9 protein-coding genes and 1 pseudogene are annotated in these 17,233 nt (G+C 49.5%); 8 read left to right on the top strand and 2 right to left on the bottom strand.

Annotated elements, in window-relative coordinates; all coding sequences use genetic code 11:
• Window positions 1-8: 8 nt before the first annotated feature.
• The 8 genes and pseudogenes from LOY68_RS13525 (at window position 9) to avs3b (ending at window position 13,778) form a co-directional block, all read left to right on the top strand.
• Window positions 9-1,223: a site-specific integrase gene (locus tag LOY68_RS13525; RefSeq protein WP_265045117.1), complete on the top strand. Its 1,215-nt coding sequence runs from the start codon at window positions 9-11 to the stop codon at window positions 1,221-1,223.
• The gene (locus tag LOY68_RS13520) at window positions 1,220-2,914 is read left to right on the top strand and encodes a site-specific integrase (RefSeq protein ID WP_265045116.1); all 1,695 of its coding nucleotides are present in this window, start codon (window positions 1,220-1,222) and stop codon (window positions 2,912-2,914) included. The genes LOY68_RS13525 and LOY68_RS13520 overlap by 4 nt, the downstream gene beginning before the upstream one ends.
• Complete coding sequence (locus LOY68_RS13515; RefSeq protein ID WP_265045114.1) at window positions 2,914-4,983, top strand: integrase; 2,070 nt, start codon at window positions 2,914-2,916, stop codon at window positions 4,981-4,983. The genes LOY68_RS13520 and LOY68_RS13515 overlap by 1 nt, the downstream gene beginning before the upstream one ends.
• Before the next feature lie 24 nt (window positions 4,984-5,007).
• The gene (locus tag LOY68_RS13510; RefSeq protein ID WP_265045112.1) at window positions 5,008-5,433 is read left to right on the top strand and encodes a hypothetical protein; all 426 of its coding nucleotides are present in this window, start codon (window positions 5,008-5,010) and stop codon (window positions 5,431-5,433) included.
• A gap of 236 nt (window positions 5,434-5,669) precedes the next feature.
• Window positions 5,670-5,798, top strand: a pseudogene (locus LOY68_RS13505) (AAA family ATPase); the annotation flags it as partial.
• A gap of 192 nt (window positions 5,799-5,990) precedes the next feature.
• Window positions 5,991-6,665 (top strand): hypothetical protein, encoded by a 675-nt coding sequence (locus LOY68_RS13500; RefSeq protein ID WP_265045110.1) that lies wholly within the window; start codon window positions 5,991-5,993, stop codon window positions 6,663-6,665.
• A gap of 122 nt (window positions 6,666-6,787) precedes the next feature.
• Complete coding sequence (gene avs3a / locus LOY68_RS13495; protein WP_265045109.1) at window positions 6,788-13,063, top strand: AVAST type 3 anti-phage nuclease/ATPase Avs3a; 6,276 nt, start codon at window positions 6,788-6,790, stop codon at window positions 13,061-13,063.
• A gap of 7 nt (window positions 13,064-13,070) precedes the next feature.
• Window positions 13,071-13,778, top strand: coding sequence for an AVAST type 3 anti-phage proein Avs3b (avs3b, locus tag LOY68_RS13490; RefSeq protein ID WP_265045107.1), 708 nt, complete (start codon window positions 13,071-13,073; stop codon window positions 13,776-13,778).
• Window positions 13,779-14,190: 412 nt separating this feature from the next.
• On the opposite strand, the gene LOY68_RS13485 is transcribed toward avs3b, so the two are convergent.
• Together LOY68_RS13485 and LOY68_RS13480 are read right to left on the bottom strand one after the other, a co-directional pair.
• On the bottom strand, window positions 14,191-15,606 hold the full coding sequence (locus LOY68_RS13485; RefSeq protein WP_265045105.1) for a DUF2971 domain-containing protein: 1,416 nt from the start codon (window positions 15,604-15,606) through the stop codon (window positions 14,191-14,193).
• 400 nt (window positions 15,607-16,006) lie between these two features.
• Complete coding sequence (locus LOY68_RS13480) at window positions 16,007-17,215, bottom strand: hypothetical protein (RefSeq protein ID WP_265045103.1); 1,209 nt, start codon at window positions 17,213-17,215, stop codon at window positions 16,007-16,009.
• Window positions 17,216-17,233: the final 18 nt, after the last annotated feature.

The following is a 17,233-nucleotide window of genomic DNA, read 5'->3' as shown; positions in this document are numbered from 1 at the left end:
ATGTAAACATGACTTTTCAAATCAAATCCTATATCGCCCGCAACGGCGAGCGCTTTTCACTCCTTTTCAGCCCAGACGCACCAGGTATCCCACTTTTCTACCCTTCAGCCTTCATGTCCCGCCACCTCAAGCCGAACAATACTCACCAAACCCAGCTAGCGGCTCTGGATGGAATCCGTCGATTGAGCGAATGGGAACGCGACCGTGATTTTAGCATTGAGGATAGATTTCTTGCGGGTGAATTGCTGGCCGCGAATGAAATAGATAGCCTCGCAGAGAACGTGCGAGCTCGTCGGAGGGGCAAGACAGACAATGTCATCGGTTCGTCCAAATTCAATTCCTACTGGGCCCACATCTGTTCGTATATTGCGTGGCTAACAGACGAGCTCCTGCCAAATCGAAACGATATCGAGATCCGAAAGCTTGTTGACGACCAAGCCAACCGTTTGAAGTCAAAAATTATAAAGCGCACCGGATCAAAGGCTAGACGTAAACAGAGACTTTTAGACGAAAAACTACCTGAGTACGCCCGAACACAACTACTTTCCCTATTCTGCAATCCTTTTCAGGGGCTAAACACCCCATTACATCGTGGCACTCGATTGCGCAATATCGTTATGTTTAGGATTCTCTACGAGACCGGCATGAGGCGTGGAGAGCTATTGTCTCTCAAGCTCAAAAATTTTGTTGAGGCAAGTGGTGGCCAAGGTGCCTACCTTGTCATTGAGCGAAATCATGACGATGAACTTGACCGTAGAGCTAATCAACCAGTGGCTAAAACACTGGGACGCTCTGTTCCGATTTCAGAAGAACTAGAACAGCAACTTATTAAATATCGTATCGAATACCGATCAGAATTGAGAAATGTAGGATACAGCGACAATGCCTTCATTTTTTGTGTTCACCGATCTGGGCGCACCGAGGGGCAGCCAATAACAGTAAACGGCTTCAACTCGGCCTTTCTATATCTACGAAATTCTTTTCCATCCATCGGTAACAGTATCCACCCGCACGCTTTTCGTCACGACTGGAATTATAGATTCTCACTTTATGCAGACGAATTCGGCCTAACCGAAGAGGAAGAGGCGGAGTCACGTGAGGAATCAATGGGCTGGGCTCCTGGATCAAATATGGCAAAAGTCTATAACCAACGACACAGGAAAGAGAAAGCAATGAATATAGGCAGAGTTGTGGCTCGTGACACGGAACGACCAATAAAATGAAAAAATCGGCCACAGCTCTACCATTGCTTAATGTGGATGAAAAGAATTTTAGTATTGATGGAGACACCATAAGCTCGGAAGATATCGCCTTAGATCTTGATGCCACCGCCCGATCTGCCGTTGACGGTAGAGTATTTTGGGATGGAGACCGCCTAATCCATCTAGGTAAGCGCGATATCGACTGCGAGTTATTTTTGAGTAATTTAGATCCTGAGACAAAAAACTCCTTCAAGCAAGGCTTGCTGACGTTTATTGACAGTCGCCGCTTCTCGACATCAGTAGTTATGGATCTTATTTCGACATTTTGTGTTTCTTCAAAAAACTGCCCGCCAAATGTTTTTGATGTCAATTGGGCAAGCCATGCCCTAAATAATAGATCTATGCGCCCGCGAAAATACTCAGCCCGTATTTTTCTTGAGTATTGGCGAGCTCGCTTCCCGACGGCAGTTACAGATGATGCGTTGAACTTTTTGGCGCAAGCGGCTGCGCCTCAAACCACCTCGAACAACGTTGAGTCAGATGACCCCACAAAAAGCTGGCTGACGGATGAAGAATATGACGATGCACTACGCTCAACATGGGATAACTATGACCTTACCGGATCAACTCAACCAGCTCTAATTCGACTCCTATCGCTTCAATACGCCCGTCGCCCGAGCCAACTAAGCGGCTTAAAATTTGAAGACTTGAAGCCTGCCAACAATAAAGCGCCAGTTAAACAAAGCGATAATGAAATCCATTTTCCCGGAGCAAAGGAACAAGGGTTGGACACCGAGTTCAGAGGAGGAAAATTCGAAGCTCATCCAATTGCCGATCATCTTTGGAATATGCTTAAGATCCAAAGAAAAGAAATCACGTTTGTTTTCGAGCAAGTCTTTGGTCTAACCCTTAGCGCAAAAGACATCGACCAACTTCCTATTTTCACGACTCAGCTTCGCATCATTAGGTCAGCGAAAATTCTCAAAGACACGCTCGGACTGGAACCTTCAAAGCATTTGCATGATGAGCTTTTTCACCTCGCACCTACGCGGTTAGGGCGAGTGATTTCTTTAACCTACAATATGAGCATCGGAGGCCCCTTTCCCCGTAAGAAAGCTCTACCGGAACGCCCCATTAGCCGAAGAACCGGTGGGCCACTGCTCTTAAATGCAATACGACTACGCCACACCAGAGTTCGTCAATTGGCCAGGCAAGGTGTACCAAAACCCGTACTTTCGTATTGGCTCGGCCACAATAATGACGATGCTTTGAACTCGTATCATAACGACCCGGCAGAAACGGCTCGTGAGCTTGACGAAAAAATGTCCACTGGATTAGTAACGATCGCTCAAGCTTTCCACGGGAAAATTATCGCAACCGATGCAGAATCTACCCACCCTAACGATCCACTTAAGCGCCTCGAATTTGCTAAGGACGATAAGCTAAATTACGTTGGCCGGTGCGGAAAATTAAGCTTTTGCGCAACAACGTCCATTCCGATTCCTTGTTATCGATGCAGAAGTTTTGAACCCTTAGCCGACGCCCCACACGATGAGGTGCTTGAAGCTCTGCGCTACCGACAGGCTCAGGAGCAAGCGATAATCAGGCCGGGCAGCATGCGCAACTTGCTCATCCCGATTGACCTCTCTGACGACATCCGAGCAGTAGAGCGGTGTATCGAACTCTGCAAAATTAAACGTGAGCAGCAATAATGTGCGCCGATCTCAAACTCGTCAGCTTTAACCCTAACCCCAAACTGAGCCCACAAACTAATCTAAAACAATTCATTAAGTATTGCCGGGAAGAGCTAACGCTCTGGGCGGACGAAGATAGCTTTACCTGGGGGGCGGCCTCCTGGCCTGACACAGCTAAAGATTCTCGCTTCAGATTCACTAATTTTGAAAGTGTCGGGCTTCATTGGTCAGTGGAGCCCACTGAAGATCAGCTTATTCATCCGGCGCTCATCGAGGTAATCAAATCTTACTTGCGCTACCGTCATAGCCTGAAACCACATAAAAATCTTCCACGTGAGATGCAAGCATTTCGGGCATTAGAAAAAGCGCTTGTAGAGGACATGGCCTATCCTGATATCACGAAAGTACATACTCGGCACTTCAACAGGGCCACTGAGCTCTTGTCGGATTTCGCCGGTAGGCAGGCTATTGTTAATTCTCTACTACAGATTCTAAGCTTGCTGTCTGAAAAGTTAATCGTACCTGCTGAAGTCATTCGCTGGCAAAATCCCTACATAAGAGGCGACTCCTACCACCATCTTCGGGGAGCGAATGCGCCGTCCGATGTCAAGGCGAAGAAAGTCGCTAATCAAGACGCACTTTTCACCATAGCCGACGTGTTCAGCCGTCCAATAGCTGAGCTGGACGATAGCGACATAATGGTAACATCGGTGACAGCATTGCTTCTTTCGGCCCCTATGAGAATTGGAGAAACCCTCCGTTGGCGCAAAGATTGCCTTCGATCCGATAATGACAAGCATGGCACCCTCCAGCGCTACCTCGCATACTACGTTCCGAAGACCCGCAGCTACACGCGAAAAGCTGTGCCAACAACTATGTCGGAGGTTGCCCAAGAGGCCACCGATAGACTCACCACGATTACCGAGGAGGGTCGCCGGCTCGCTATGTACATGGAGACAAATCCAACCAAGTTCTACAGGCACGCTAACTGTCCGAATGTCTCTGATGATCAAGAACTCACGCGCGAGCAAGTTGCCCAAGCTTTGGGATATGCTCACCGCAAAGCCTGCGAGGACTTCATCAAAAAGCATACCGGCACCTATTCACTTACTGGCTTTACCCTCAATTCTCTTTGGCAGATTATCCTGGCAGCACATCGCAAGCTGAACCCTTATTTTCCGTATCAGGAAAGACCTCAAGCGGAGCTCAAACCACTTAAAATGAGCGAGTCTTTGATGTGCTTTAGGCGCTTGCAACTCGGCGCATGTTCGAGTACGAGTCCGGTTCTGCTGGCGCCTTTCAATCCTGACTACTACAGAAAGCGATTGGATGGAACGGTTAAGGCTGACAGAAAAAATCAGCGGCCTCTTTGTTTTTTTACCAAGCATGGATTTGATCCGCTACGACTAAATTCTCATAGCCTACGACACTTCGTAAACCGACTTGCCAAACAGCATGGGGTATCGATAGAGCAAATTACTGAATGGAGCAGCCGTGCTTCCATACAGCAGAGTCGGACATACTTGCATGAGACGCCAGAGCAACGACTGGCAAGAGCTTCCTCAATCATGCAGACCAAGCAGGAGCATGAAACACTCCCTCCGGTGTCAGCGGATGAAGCCGCCAACTATGGTCAAGGCCCTTATCACCGCAGCCGGTACGGTATATGTCGACGCAGCTGGCGTGCTGGGCCCTGTATCAAGTTTGCCGATTGTACGAACTGCTCAGAGCTGCTGGCCTGCAAGGGCGATAAAATCGCTCTGGCAGCCGTCAAGAACGACCGGGACAACATGGTGCGTACTTGGGAAGCGGCACAGCGGGCGATTGAAACTGGTGAGCGGTCTGCTTCACTCTGGATGGAAAAAGCCACTCCTCAGATCCAGAGACTCATCGAGCTCGTCAACATCATGGAAGACCCTAACATTCCGGATGGTTCGCCGATCCAATTGATTGGCGCAGACTTCAACCACGAAGCGCAGATAATACAGAAAAACGCCAAGCAAGCAGGCGTAGAGCTACTGGACAAAGAACAGCTCACTCTTGAGTATGGTCAAGAGTTGGTCGAATACCTGGAAATGCTCGTTTAATGAATCCAATAGGGATACTTCTTTATGCCTAAGGTAATCTCCGACCGGCAAAGTCGCGACATTTGCCGAATGATCAACAGCTGGGATATTCAACATAAGTTAGATTGGAATTCGATTTGCTTGGGTGCTCAAGAAATACTAGGCTGGGAAACGCCTCCGACCCGACAAGCCCTAAATAAAAGAACGACAATCAAACTTGCGTATCAAGCTAAGAAAGACTCGCTTCGTAAGGAGTTGGAGAGAGTGAACAACCTCCCCCGCCCCAAGACAATCAAAGAAGGCGCGGAACGCATTGCTCGACTTGAAAAAGAAATTGAGAGACTAAATTTTCTTAATTCTCAGCTCTCCGAACTCTTCCGTGTGATTACTCATAACGCAAGCCTAGCAGGATTGAAGAAGCATGATCTTATGAAGCCAATTCCACCGTCAAAAAATTCTTCAGATAATTGATCTTTTGGAGATTCGGCGAATGAGCAATTATTGACTACATTCTGACATTTTGCTATCGAGACAGTAACCTTCCTCGTAAGATTCGGCGTCTCGTCACCCTGCGAGCACCTCGAATCAGCAACACTAATGATGGCGAAATTCTATCACGGTGGTTGGAGCGCCGGGCAGGCTCAGCTAGAGTTCCAGCATCTATAAGCTTGGCGCTCAGTCGCTGAGCAGTCATCAGGGAAGAGACTATGCAAATTCAGCATCTGGAAATCGCGAACTTCCGCAAGCTCCTGTCAGTACGAATCGATCTCGCAGCCGAGACAACCCTTCTCGTTGTAGCCAACAACAGTGGTAAGTCCTCTGCCATGTTGGCCTTAGCCCAGATGTCTCAGATCTAGAAGCACTCAAAGCAATCGAGGCCGCTCAAACTGCGTTCGACACTCGCTTGAGTACGAGCTTCGCGCCTGCGCTCAAGGAAGTGTCTGGCTTGGGCTACCCATAGGGTTATGAGCAAACCTCAATGAAATTTAACTCCACTACAACGGCCAAAGAGACAAAAGGACGGGTTCATGATTGACCAAGATGGCTATCTCACCTTCCCTATCTACCACGGGACATCGACGCTTTATCGAGATTCGATTGAAAAACACGGGCTCGGCGCGCTACGCGACACGTCATTATTCGATTTCGGCGTTCTGGCACGGCTCGCAGAATTACTTGACGCCCCGAGGAATAAGACTGATTGGTGGCAAATGAACGATTTCGTGGTCAAGACGATGATCGAGCAATGCGTCTCTGGCGGAGGATTCAACTTCAGATACGGCGGACTGTACCTTTCTTCTTCTCGGCAGACGGCCCAAATGTACGCAAGAAGCCCTAAAGGGTCTGAGTTCATCTCGCATATCTTCTTGGCATACGAAGCACTCAAGTCGGTAAATCCTGATGAGGCCAGCCAATTACTCCCTTGCGAACATCCCCTGACAAAGCTGTTTGAAAAACCATCAAGACCAATGCTAATCACCGTAAATAGAATACAAGCCCACGCGCTCACAACTGAGCACGGTAATCCTATCGACGAGCAGTTGGCAGAAATGAAGGCCATTCGAGAAAAAACGGAGACACATCTCATCGACGTCTTCTGGCAGCAGCGAAATTTTGCATTCACTGGGACTCTGGAGCCGCAGGGATTAACTTTTGAAGAGCTCCGACCTGATACTCGACTAGCAATCGCCTGCGTGCTGTAGTACGCGGCGTCGGAAGACGAGTGCCTGTAGTTCGACAAGGTATGGCGAAATCGAACGCTTACAATCACTGTAGTTTACCGAACACAGCGACGTGCTCCGCACTAAATCAGGGAAGTGTATAAATGTCAGAAAGCATGCTCGTTCGTGCCAGCCGCGATGGCGATCAGTTCCATTATCTATGGGCGGCACGCCGCGCATTGCAGCTACTCGCACCGCAATCAGGTCTTGTAGCCATTACGATCGAGGGAGCTGCAACCACAGAGTTTCCTGGCGGCGAGCAGGTTGAAGTGGGTGAGCAACTCATTGACATCGCCGAATACTACGGGAGCACTGAGCTAGAAAGCGCGACGCGGATTCGCTACTTGCAGCTCAAGCATTCGACGCTGCAGGTTGATGAAGTGTGGCAACCGAGTGGCCTGGAAAAGACGATCTGTGGGTTTGCTGAGCGTTACGCCGCGCTTCAACAGAAGCTGCCAGGCGTCCCACTGAATGAGAGGCTTGAGTTTTGGTTTGTCACGAATCGCACTATAAACGCTGATTTCATCGCGGCCGTTGAGGATGCCGCTGCACAGAAGAAGCCCCGATATCCTGGCAACCTCAAAAAGCTTAAAGCTTTCACGTCACTGGATGGTGAGGCGCTCGCTTCATTCTGCGGCATGCTTCGATTGGATGGCAGCCAAGATAATTATTGGACTCAGAGGAACATCCTTTTCCAAGACGTCAGTGGGTATCTCCCGGACATGGATGTCGATGCCCCCATAAGGCTAAAGGATCTGGTGAACCGTAAAGCGCTGTCGGAAAGCGCGACCAACCCTGCCATCACCAAGATGGATGTGCTCCGTGTGTTGAACACGGATGAAGCCCAGCTGTTCCCTGCGCCTTGCTTGATTGAAGAACTCGCCGAGGCGATACCTCGCCAACAAGAACAGGCAGTCATCCGCTCTATCATTGATGCGGCTGACACACCTGTGATCGTGCACGCTGATGCAGGTGTTGGGAAATCAATTCTCTCAACCAGGATCTGTCAGAGCCTACCCAACGGATCGGTTGGATTGCTATATGACTGCTTCGGAAATGGACAGTATCGCAGCGTATCGGGCTACCGGCACCGGCACCGAACTGCCCTCGTGCAATTGGCCAATCAGCTCTCAGCACTTGGGTTTTGTCACCCCCTGATTCCAACAGTGCATGCTGATAGTACCGCCTACATGCGAGCGTTCATGCACCGTGTAGGACAGGCTGTAGCAATGCTTCGTGCGAAGAATAAAGACGCGCTGCTTTGCATCATTATCGACGCCGCTGATAACGCCCAGATGGCCGCCGAAGAGGTAGGAGAGCCTCGCTCTTTTATTCGCGACCTCCTACGTGAAACACTACCTGAGGGGGTTAGACTGGTTGCTCTCTGCCGACCTTACCGGGAGATCATGCTCGACCCTCCTCCCCACGCGCTGTTGCTTGCGTTAAACGCATTTACTGTGGAAGAGACGTCGGCGCACCTGCGCAAAACGTTCGCTGACGCCTCTGAGTATGATGTCGCAGAATTTCATCGCTTAAGTTCACACAACCCTCGAGTTCAAGCACTCGCGCTATCTCGTCAAAAAACGCTTCCCGAAACTCTACGCCTGCTCGGGCCGAACCCCACAACCGTAGACAGCGTCATCGACACTCTCTTGGAAAAATCCATCGCTACGCTACGCGATGCGGCAGCCCCCCCTGAGAGATCACAAATTGACTTGATTTGCGCCGGCCTCGCTGCTTTACGTCCGCTGATACCTATCGCAGTCCTCGCAGAAATGTCGGGTGTGAACCCAGACTTGGTCAGAAGTTTTGCGCTAGACCTTGGCAGACCTCTTGTCGTCAACGAAGGCACGATCCAGTTTTTCGATGAGCCCGCAGAGAGTTGGTTTCGTAAGAGATTTAAACCAGCTTCGTCGAAGCTAGGAAGCTTCATCGCGCAACTTTCCGACCTAAGCTCATCCAATGCGTATGTAGCAGGCGTACTACCGCAGCTAATGCTCGAGGCCGGACAGTTCTCTGAACTGGTGGATCTGGCGTTGACCTCAAGCGGCCTTCCAGATTCCGGGCCAGTAGAGCGTCGTGATATCGAGCTCCAGCGTCTCCAGTTTGCCCTGAAGGCAAGTTTGCGCATCCGGCGTTACCCAGAGGCAGCGAAGCTCGCACTAAAGGCTGGCGGTGAAAGTGCCGGTGACGAAAGGCAACGTGCTCTATTGCAAGAGAACGCGGATATGGTCTCAGCATTCATGGACAGTAACGGCGTCCAGGAAATTGTTTCGCGTCGCACATTCGGTTCCGGCTGGATTGGCTCTCACCATGTATACGAAGCCACGATTCTTTCGGGCCATGCTGATTTGATAGGTGAGGCTCGAAGTCGTCTGCGCATGGCAGAAGAGTGGCTGGGCAATTGGGCCAAATTATCAGCCGAGGAACGGCAGAAGGAGCCCGTCACAAATAAAGATCGGGCTATGATGGCGGTCGCGCATCTCAGTATCCACGGCGCCGAATCCGCCGCTAAAAGCCTACGTAGATGGACTCCACGTTCAATATCTTATGAGGCAGGTCGTATTGTCGCAAAGTGCCTGCTGGATCATGGTCGGTATCAGAAACTAGACGAGCTAGCGGCAAAAGCAGGCAGTGATCTGTCGTTGGTGCTGGCGCTGGCGGAAGAAGCTCGGAACCTTCATCACTGGCTGCCAGCCGAACCTGTTAAGCGTATCTTCAAGTTGCTGACACGCCAACAGATCCAGGTTGATCATGGCGACTCGAATCGAGCACCTCCTTTATCGGCGGTTTTGGCTGTAATCGAGACCGCGTACCACCACAGTATTTGCGATACCGCCGAAGCACGCGATCTACTAGCGCGATATCTCCCCGCTCAAGCTCCGGCTCATCTTTCATCACGGTTCGACGGCAGCCCAACGCCCTACCTGCGCGCCTGCGCCTTACACGCCGTACTCTCACATAATTCTCTGGAATTGATCGATGTCGCGTCGCCGACACTCAAAACGGAAATGCAGGCCACGAAGTCACATAGCAAGTCGCAGGAGCTGAGGGAGTTCGAGGCACAAATTGGCGCATTGATTCCATGGGTCAACTTATGGGCGCAGTCTTTTGTAAACCCGTTGGCGAAAACACAGTTGATCGACGCCGTCGCCCAAGCCAAATCGACCTCTACACCATCATGGGCGCATGGATATCGCGACAACCCGCAGACTGCGAATGAAATCGCAAATTTACGGATAGATATTCTGCTGATCTCTTCGCTAGCTGACCACGGCACCATAAAAGAGCTGGTGGATTGGACGACGACCCTAAAGCGTCCGCTATTCACTCCGACTCTCAATCGTCTTACGCGTCTCTGCGCAACTGTTATCGGCGCGGAAATCTTCGCATTCGAAATGGCCGAAAAGGCCGCCACGCTGCATCGCGCCGAACGTTCCGACGTGCGACATTTGGTGGAGGGGTTGGTTGACGTCGCCCGCTCGTTACTCCCGGTCAGTCCTACCGATGCAGAAGGTTATTTCAACGAGGCCGTCGAAGTAGCTAGCAAGATTGGTGAAGAAAACTTCGCTCGCTGGGAAGCTCTCATCCAGCTCGCAGAACGCGCTGCTAATGAAACCAGCCCTGCACCGGTGGTAGCTTACAATTTTTCCAGATGCGCAGAAGTAACCCGAAGCTATGTTGACCGGGATAAACACTTCGCGTGGAACGCCACGATTGAGGCGTTGGTAGGTTTGTGCCCCTCCTCCTCACTAACCATCGCGAGTCGCTGGCGTGATCGTCACTTTGGCTCTGACGGCAGAATCCTGGAAGTCGCGATTCGCAAACTGCTGTCCATAAAAAAAATCAGTCCATTAGACGCTTTGCCCCTGATTGGTTTTCGCGCCGAATGGAATGAAACCGCGCTGGTTGAGGCGGCACTCGAAGCTTGCACCGAGCAAAAATACAAGGACATAGCCCTCAAGCTTGCATATCGCTACATGACACTGGAGCCGCAGACAGCTGCGAACTGGCAGGCGCTTGAGTCCATCGCGAGTTCCGAGTCCGTGACACTACTGGGATTGAGTCAGCGTACTCGCGATACCGCTCAACATGAAGCGACCAACAGAAAAAGCCAACCCAGCGAGACTTACCATCAGTCGCATATCTCGCAAAACAAACATGACTGGGAGGAAGTGTTTTCCGGTTGCGATCTGAGCACATCGACCGGGATTTTAACAGCTCATAAAAGATTCAGGGATGGTGAGCCACCGTTCTACATGGATGTGTTCTTCAGCAAAATTTTCGAACGAATCCAAGTCGGCAAAGAATCTTCTTTCCTTACTGCCTTCGCAAACACAGCGAAGTTTAGCCTGTGGGACATACGCAATTTTCTGGAAACGCTGCCGCCTCAATGGAAGGCCCGTCCCGCGCTACGCAAGGCACTTGAAGCCATGCTGAGGGTTGTTTTTGGACGCCATTGCATGGAGATCACTCGTAACCGGTATAACGACGTGACGCCGCTAGATCTCGCCTACCAATCAACCGGTATCGAAAAGCATGAGTTACTGGACGTAGTTTTAGACGCAATCGCTGAATCAGCGGAGCTCGCTGGGGCGGAACGCCTCTTTAGCCTCGTAGGACTGCTTGCTGACAAATTGACCGATGACGAGGCGTTGGGCACCTTATCCTATGGTTTGGAATTGTTCGATGCCGTGTTGGAAGAGAGCGATGGTGATGGCCCATGGTCTCAAACACTTTCCCCGCCTACTACGGCTGAAGATGCACTAGCGGGCTACATATGGGCGGGCCTAGCGTCACCAGTAACAGCAACGCGATGGGAAGCTGCTCATACTGTGGTTGCGCTGTGTGCGCTGAATCGAAAGCAGATCACCGAAGCGCTATTTACTCATGCAATCAATGACACAAAGATACCGTACGCAGACGCTCGATTCGAGTTTTACAGCCTGCATGCCCACCAGTGGCTGCTGATCGCGGCGTCACGTGCCGCGCTGGAATATCCAGCCACCTTAGTCCCGCACCTTGGCTACTTCCTTGTGAAGGCTGATCCCGACCAACACCACGTACTCATTCGGCTGTTTGCCGCTCGTACATTGATGGCTCTGATTGAGCAGGGGCTTATCAATCTCCCACCCGAGACTAAGCAGCGGTTGGCGGATGCGTGCGCATGTTCATACGAACGTGTTGAGGAAAGCGCCCCTTCAACGCCGGATACTGCTTCAGAAGATGAAGAATCCTTTGAGGAAAAACGGGACTTCTTCGGCGGGGATTTTGATCAGTATTGGCTAGCGCCCCTTGGACGCTGCTTCGGGATGAAACAGTCTCAGGTGTGTAATGAAACACGAAAAACTCTGCGCAACGAGCTAGGTAACACAAGCGCACTTCACTGGGCCGCCGATGCGAGAAATAAAGCTGAGCTCTTTCGCTACGAGGATACTAATTGTAGGCATAGCACCTATCCACGCGTAGACAATCTGAGTTTTTACCATTCCTATCACTCGATGATGATGACCGCCGGCCGACTGCTATCGACCCACCCGCAAGTTGAGGTTCGCGATGATTGGTATGAAGAGAAGTTTTCTGAGTGGTTAACGCGCCACGATATCGCACGCTCGGATGGACGATGGGTGGCCGACCGACGTGACCCAGAACCTGGGAGCCGCACTGACTGGCCAGAGCATGGTCAGGCTGATGAATGGTTAAAATCAATGTCTATCCGTGACTTTGATCGGGCCCTCTACCCAAGCTCGGGCCTGATTACGATCTGGGGTCATTGGACTGAAGTTGACGTGAATCACTCGGAGACAATCTCGGTGCATTCAGCTTTGGTATCGCCGACCACTTCTTCGTCGCTTTTACGCGCCATCCAAACCGTCGAACACCCGCATGACTTTCGAATACCAAGCGCCGACGATGATTTAGAGTTCGATACCCCACCATACCTGCTTAAGGGTTGGGTACAGGATCAGCATCAAGAAAGTGGAATCGACAACAGCGATCCATGGGCGGGCAATGTACGTTTTCCGGTTCCCGAACCGGCGGCCTTCATCGTCGATCTCATGAATATGTCGACTGATGCGGATCGCAGAGAATGGGTGCTACCTTCATCGCCAATGCCTGTCATGCGCTCGCATACCTGGGGGTATTTCCAGGAGAATGATAGATCTGAGCAAGCCACAGGTGTTCGGTTAGATGCCACCATTTCCTTTGTTATTGAATTTTTGAAAGCCACAGGCAAGGATCTGGTAGTGGAGGTCGAAATCCAAAGAAACGCTCGTCACCAAAATTATCGAAACCGAGGCGAAGATGAGCTCCAATACATTACCCCCAGTAACCGAATTTTTATCCTCAAGGGTGACGGAACCTTCCGAACACTCTGAAGCAATCATGGCCCTCGGGAAAAAGTTGGTCACAGAGCAGGGATTTGATGGCTCAGTGGATACGCTTGGTCGCTGGATGGCTCATCACATCGCCGAACTTATTCAAGAGGCTGAGTCGGCGAACGATGACGCCCGCCCCGTAAAAATGGCAAGCGTGCGTGAGGCGGTTTTAGCATTGTGGTCACACCGGCACGCACTTCCCAATGGTCGTAGCCCTTTCGTCGGAATGGAGCCGATTTTCAATGCTTTGGAAAGCCTAAACCCAGACACGCCTCACTTTCGATACTTCTCAACGTCCAGTGCCCCAGACACCAGTGACGAAGAATCAGAGGAGGTACAAAAATACGTTGAAATGGCAAAAGCCGTCGACCGAGCATCGAAAATCATCGTCAACTTTTGCATATCCGAGGCGGCGCAGAGAGCGCTCGACTCTTCCAAAGAGTGGGTACAACTCGCCAGTAATGCTGAAGCGGACGAGGGCCTGGATATCACCTTGATAAGGATCATTGCCGACAGAAGTGATCTGATGAAGGCGCCAAATCCAGCTACAACGCGTCGTCGTATTCTGAACGACCGAAAACAAAAATTAGAAGCCTTACTCATCGGCGCATCAGTAGTCTTGGAGAGCATCGATGCACAATTAGGTGAGCTGCCACCTGGTGATCAAGACGATCAAGACGACTCTGAAATTATACTAAAACTAATCGGTGATTGACGCCGCCTACGTAACCGTCCGGGCAACACACCTTCCTAACACCGTCGATTGAGGTGATGGTACCCACTAATTTAAGTGGACACCATTTTTAGCCATTTTAAGCGGACGCGATAGCCCTTAAACGCGCCAACGAAGCTATTATCCCAAGTCGTTCAAAACCAGGGTTGTCCAAGAATGCCTGCAACCAGCATGCCGATGAAGCGATGAGCTGGCGATGACGCTCAACATCGGAGGCTACTCAGCCAGCCAACTCAATTCATCAATCATGCAAAATGCTACGCTGGCCCCGAGATTTGATAGCTGCCATTCAAGGCGTCGCCGGCTGTTGAGTTATCCCTCGCTGGCATGGGCATCACATCTTGTCAGTCTTGGGAGATCTACTAGTTTTGGACTTCGCTCTGTCAGCCAAAAGCTAGATGTTCGTGGGAGCTGAATAATTCATACCAACAAGTTCAACCATTTCCATTTCACCAGCAACATGGCTGAAAAATGCCTGATAGAACTTAAACTGATCTCGATTATTTTCCCGGCACTTACGGTGAATAATCTCCATAATCTTATATTTTTCAGATACGGGAGTTTTTGCGCCGAAGATGATGCCTTGCCGATTATCAAAATGATACATCAGCTTCCTATCGCTGACGCTGCTCTGCTCTGGAAAATTCATGATTATGGCACGAGCCTCATTCTCACCGCCCCAAGTTGACGCCTTTTGAAAAAACAAACGATGCGCCTCAGCATAATATTTGTCACGCCAAGCCTCATGATTACTATATCGTCGCTCGTAGTGATAGCTCCGATTGCCACTCTCACTGAGCCAACTATCTTGGTAAACTCCTTTCACGACATGCCCTACGGAACTGAAAAAGCAAACCTCAGGGTAAGCGTTAGAATATTTCACCTGACTAACCTTCATTGAAATCCAATTTTTACCACTCAGTCTCTTTACCCGCATCACCCTATCCGTGGTTTTTTTTATGTAGTCATCCAAATAGGTGGTTTGCTCAGTGGAAAAAATCAGACAGCAGCCCTTATGTCCATCTGCATAGTACCCCCACATAGGGGCCTTGGGAAAATCCATCATGAAGCAACTGATATAGACATCGTCATAAACAAGCTCAATCAGCCGTTCGATATAGTCAAACTGAATTCCTGTTACGAGATATAAAATATTGGCCTTGCGCTCAGCTAGAGCCACTTTTCTTAAAATCAGGATTGACGATTCATAAGCGTTGACTTTATGGAGATTGGCTATCGTTGAAAGCTGATCACTCGCGACCGCATCGAGAAATGTCCTACCCGGAATCTCAGCCTCCACGGCTGGACTATTACCTACGACACCAAATACAGGATCGACAAAAATCTTGGATGCCTGTAAAAATACGATCTTCAATGCCATAACGTGAAGACTATTTAGGACGTACGCCAGTTCATCTCGAAAAAGTTTTTTACCGCTGCTCGACAGATAGTCAACCAGCTCCATGACCAAGGCGGAATTTACAAAGTCATTTCCGCAATCAGCATAAAACTTACGCAATACGGGATTAGGCACGCATCGCAAATCAACATTAAAATTGATGTCTTTGCGCGACAACTTTAACTCTTCACTGCTCGCCGCCACGCAATAAGTCATAACGGACAAATTGTAGATGTAGTACTTAAAAAAACTTCTCCAGACTATTCTATCCCCTTGCCAGAAAATATTCAGAAAACCTTCCAAGGGGTCATTAAGCTCATCTGGAGAGGCAAAGAATATCTCTTGATTCTCAAGCTCTTGATGCGCTCCTAACAGTGACTCGGTCTTCCTTAGTCTAAAAAGCCGTTCCATCCAAGCTCCTAAAAATTAATCAGTCGTGTGTCAGACTAGCTCACAGCTCGCACTTCACCATCGCATAGGTCTTCGAAAGTCTAAAGCACCATCCTGAGGCAGAACCGATAGTGACGGCAAGGCGAATAACGACACTCGCCTCACCAGGGCAGTGCTGCGAAGGTGTACTACCCTCATTTCAATCGCACCAAGGAACAACAATAAAACATGTGCCATCTACCTGCATGCAGTTGCGTGCGGGTTTGCGCGCCGGAGCCACAGTCTTAAGCACCGGCCTATTGCGACAGGGGACTCTACAAAGACCTGGTGCGCCGGGATGGGTATTGAGGGGTTTGACAACAACATACATTGCCAATGTCGCTACCAAGACCAGCCTACAGCTGTTAAAAGGCGCGCATTTCTATTTCTTGTACAATCTTAACCCTTCAAAGTATTCGATGAAGTTGGGACTGCATAAGTGGTTGGATTTTATTTCTTCCAACTGATAATCGATCCAATATCTCATAGTATGAACATACTGCATTTTCGGCTCATGATTTTCTTTGGAGGCAAGGCGCATAAATGTCGGAAGTTCGCCGCCATCGAACTCTTCGTACCGATTAGCCCAAAACAAACCTGCCATTGATGACGCTCTTATCGAAAGATATGTAATTGGATACGCTGCATCTTTTCGATCACTAATTAAGCCATTTTTCACTAGCGTGTCTAGAACCAGATTTGTTAAATAACCTTGAACATATTCGCCCCGAACAACTGGATTAGGGTGATTAATCTCAGGTATTTCGAAGTTCTCCGGATAGGATTGGAAGAAGCGGTGGAACATTATCTCTTGCGCACACATGAGAAGGTATATTCCAGGCATATGGAATAGTTTATTCTTCAGCATGTAAGAGACGGTCAAGTCAACCCCCTCTAGATCTGCAAGAATTTCACGAGCCTGAGACTTCAGGAAGTAGTTTTCATCTGTCGTTTTCGAGTGAAAGTCGACGGCCTCCTGGATTTCACTGACAGATACAATACTATCCCCAGGCTGTATTATTTTTAGCAAAAAATGTCTTTGCAGTAGATGACCTAGCTCATGAAAATAAAGCCATACCACCATCAGTTCAAACATCATGAATCTCGCTCCGAGCATATCATCGGTCAGTTTCTCATGCCGACGCTCATCGTAAGCAGTTTTCACCAAATTAAACAGCTTGGTTTGTTGGTTCGTGTGAATCGGAGGGACACCAGAGTCGAACGTAAAATAGAGATTCTGAAACTGCTCATTCAACGTTTTAATAGTAGTGGTGCTTTCGCTTATAATGTCAGACACGAGGGGGAAGACAAATGCATCCCTGTATATTTCCCGAAGCATTCCGAGGGTTATTTTGATTACAGGATGCATTGGATCTAGAACATTTGTTGTTGCGGTAGCGTTAACTCGCTCGTCAAGTGTGATTTCATAGTTCAACTCGCCATTTAACGGGTTGTAAAACTTTCTATTCACCCAAGATGTAAGGTCGTCAAGTATCGGCGTTGCAAGTTGCTCTATGTACTCAATGGATAGGTGCTGGTTTTCCTCGATAATTCTGTTCAACTTTTCCCTTGAATTCCTTTGCTGACTCATAAATCCTTCTCCCTTGGG

This window comes from Pseudomonas sp. B21-053 (assembly GCF_026016365.1).
Taxonomy (GTDB): Bacteria; Pseudomonadota; Gammaproteobacteria; order Pseudomonadales; family Pseudomonadaceae; genus Aquipseudomonas; species Aquipseudomonas nunensis.
This window is presented reverse-complemented; position numbering and strand designations above follow the sequence as displayed.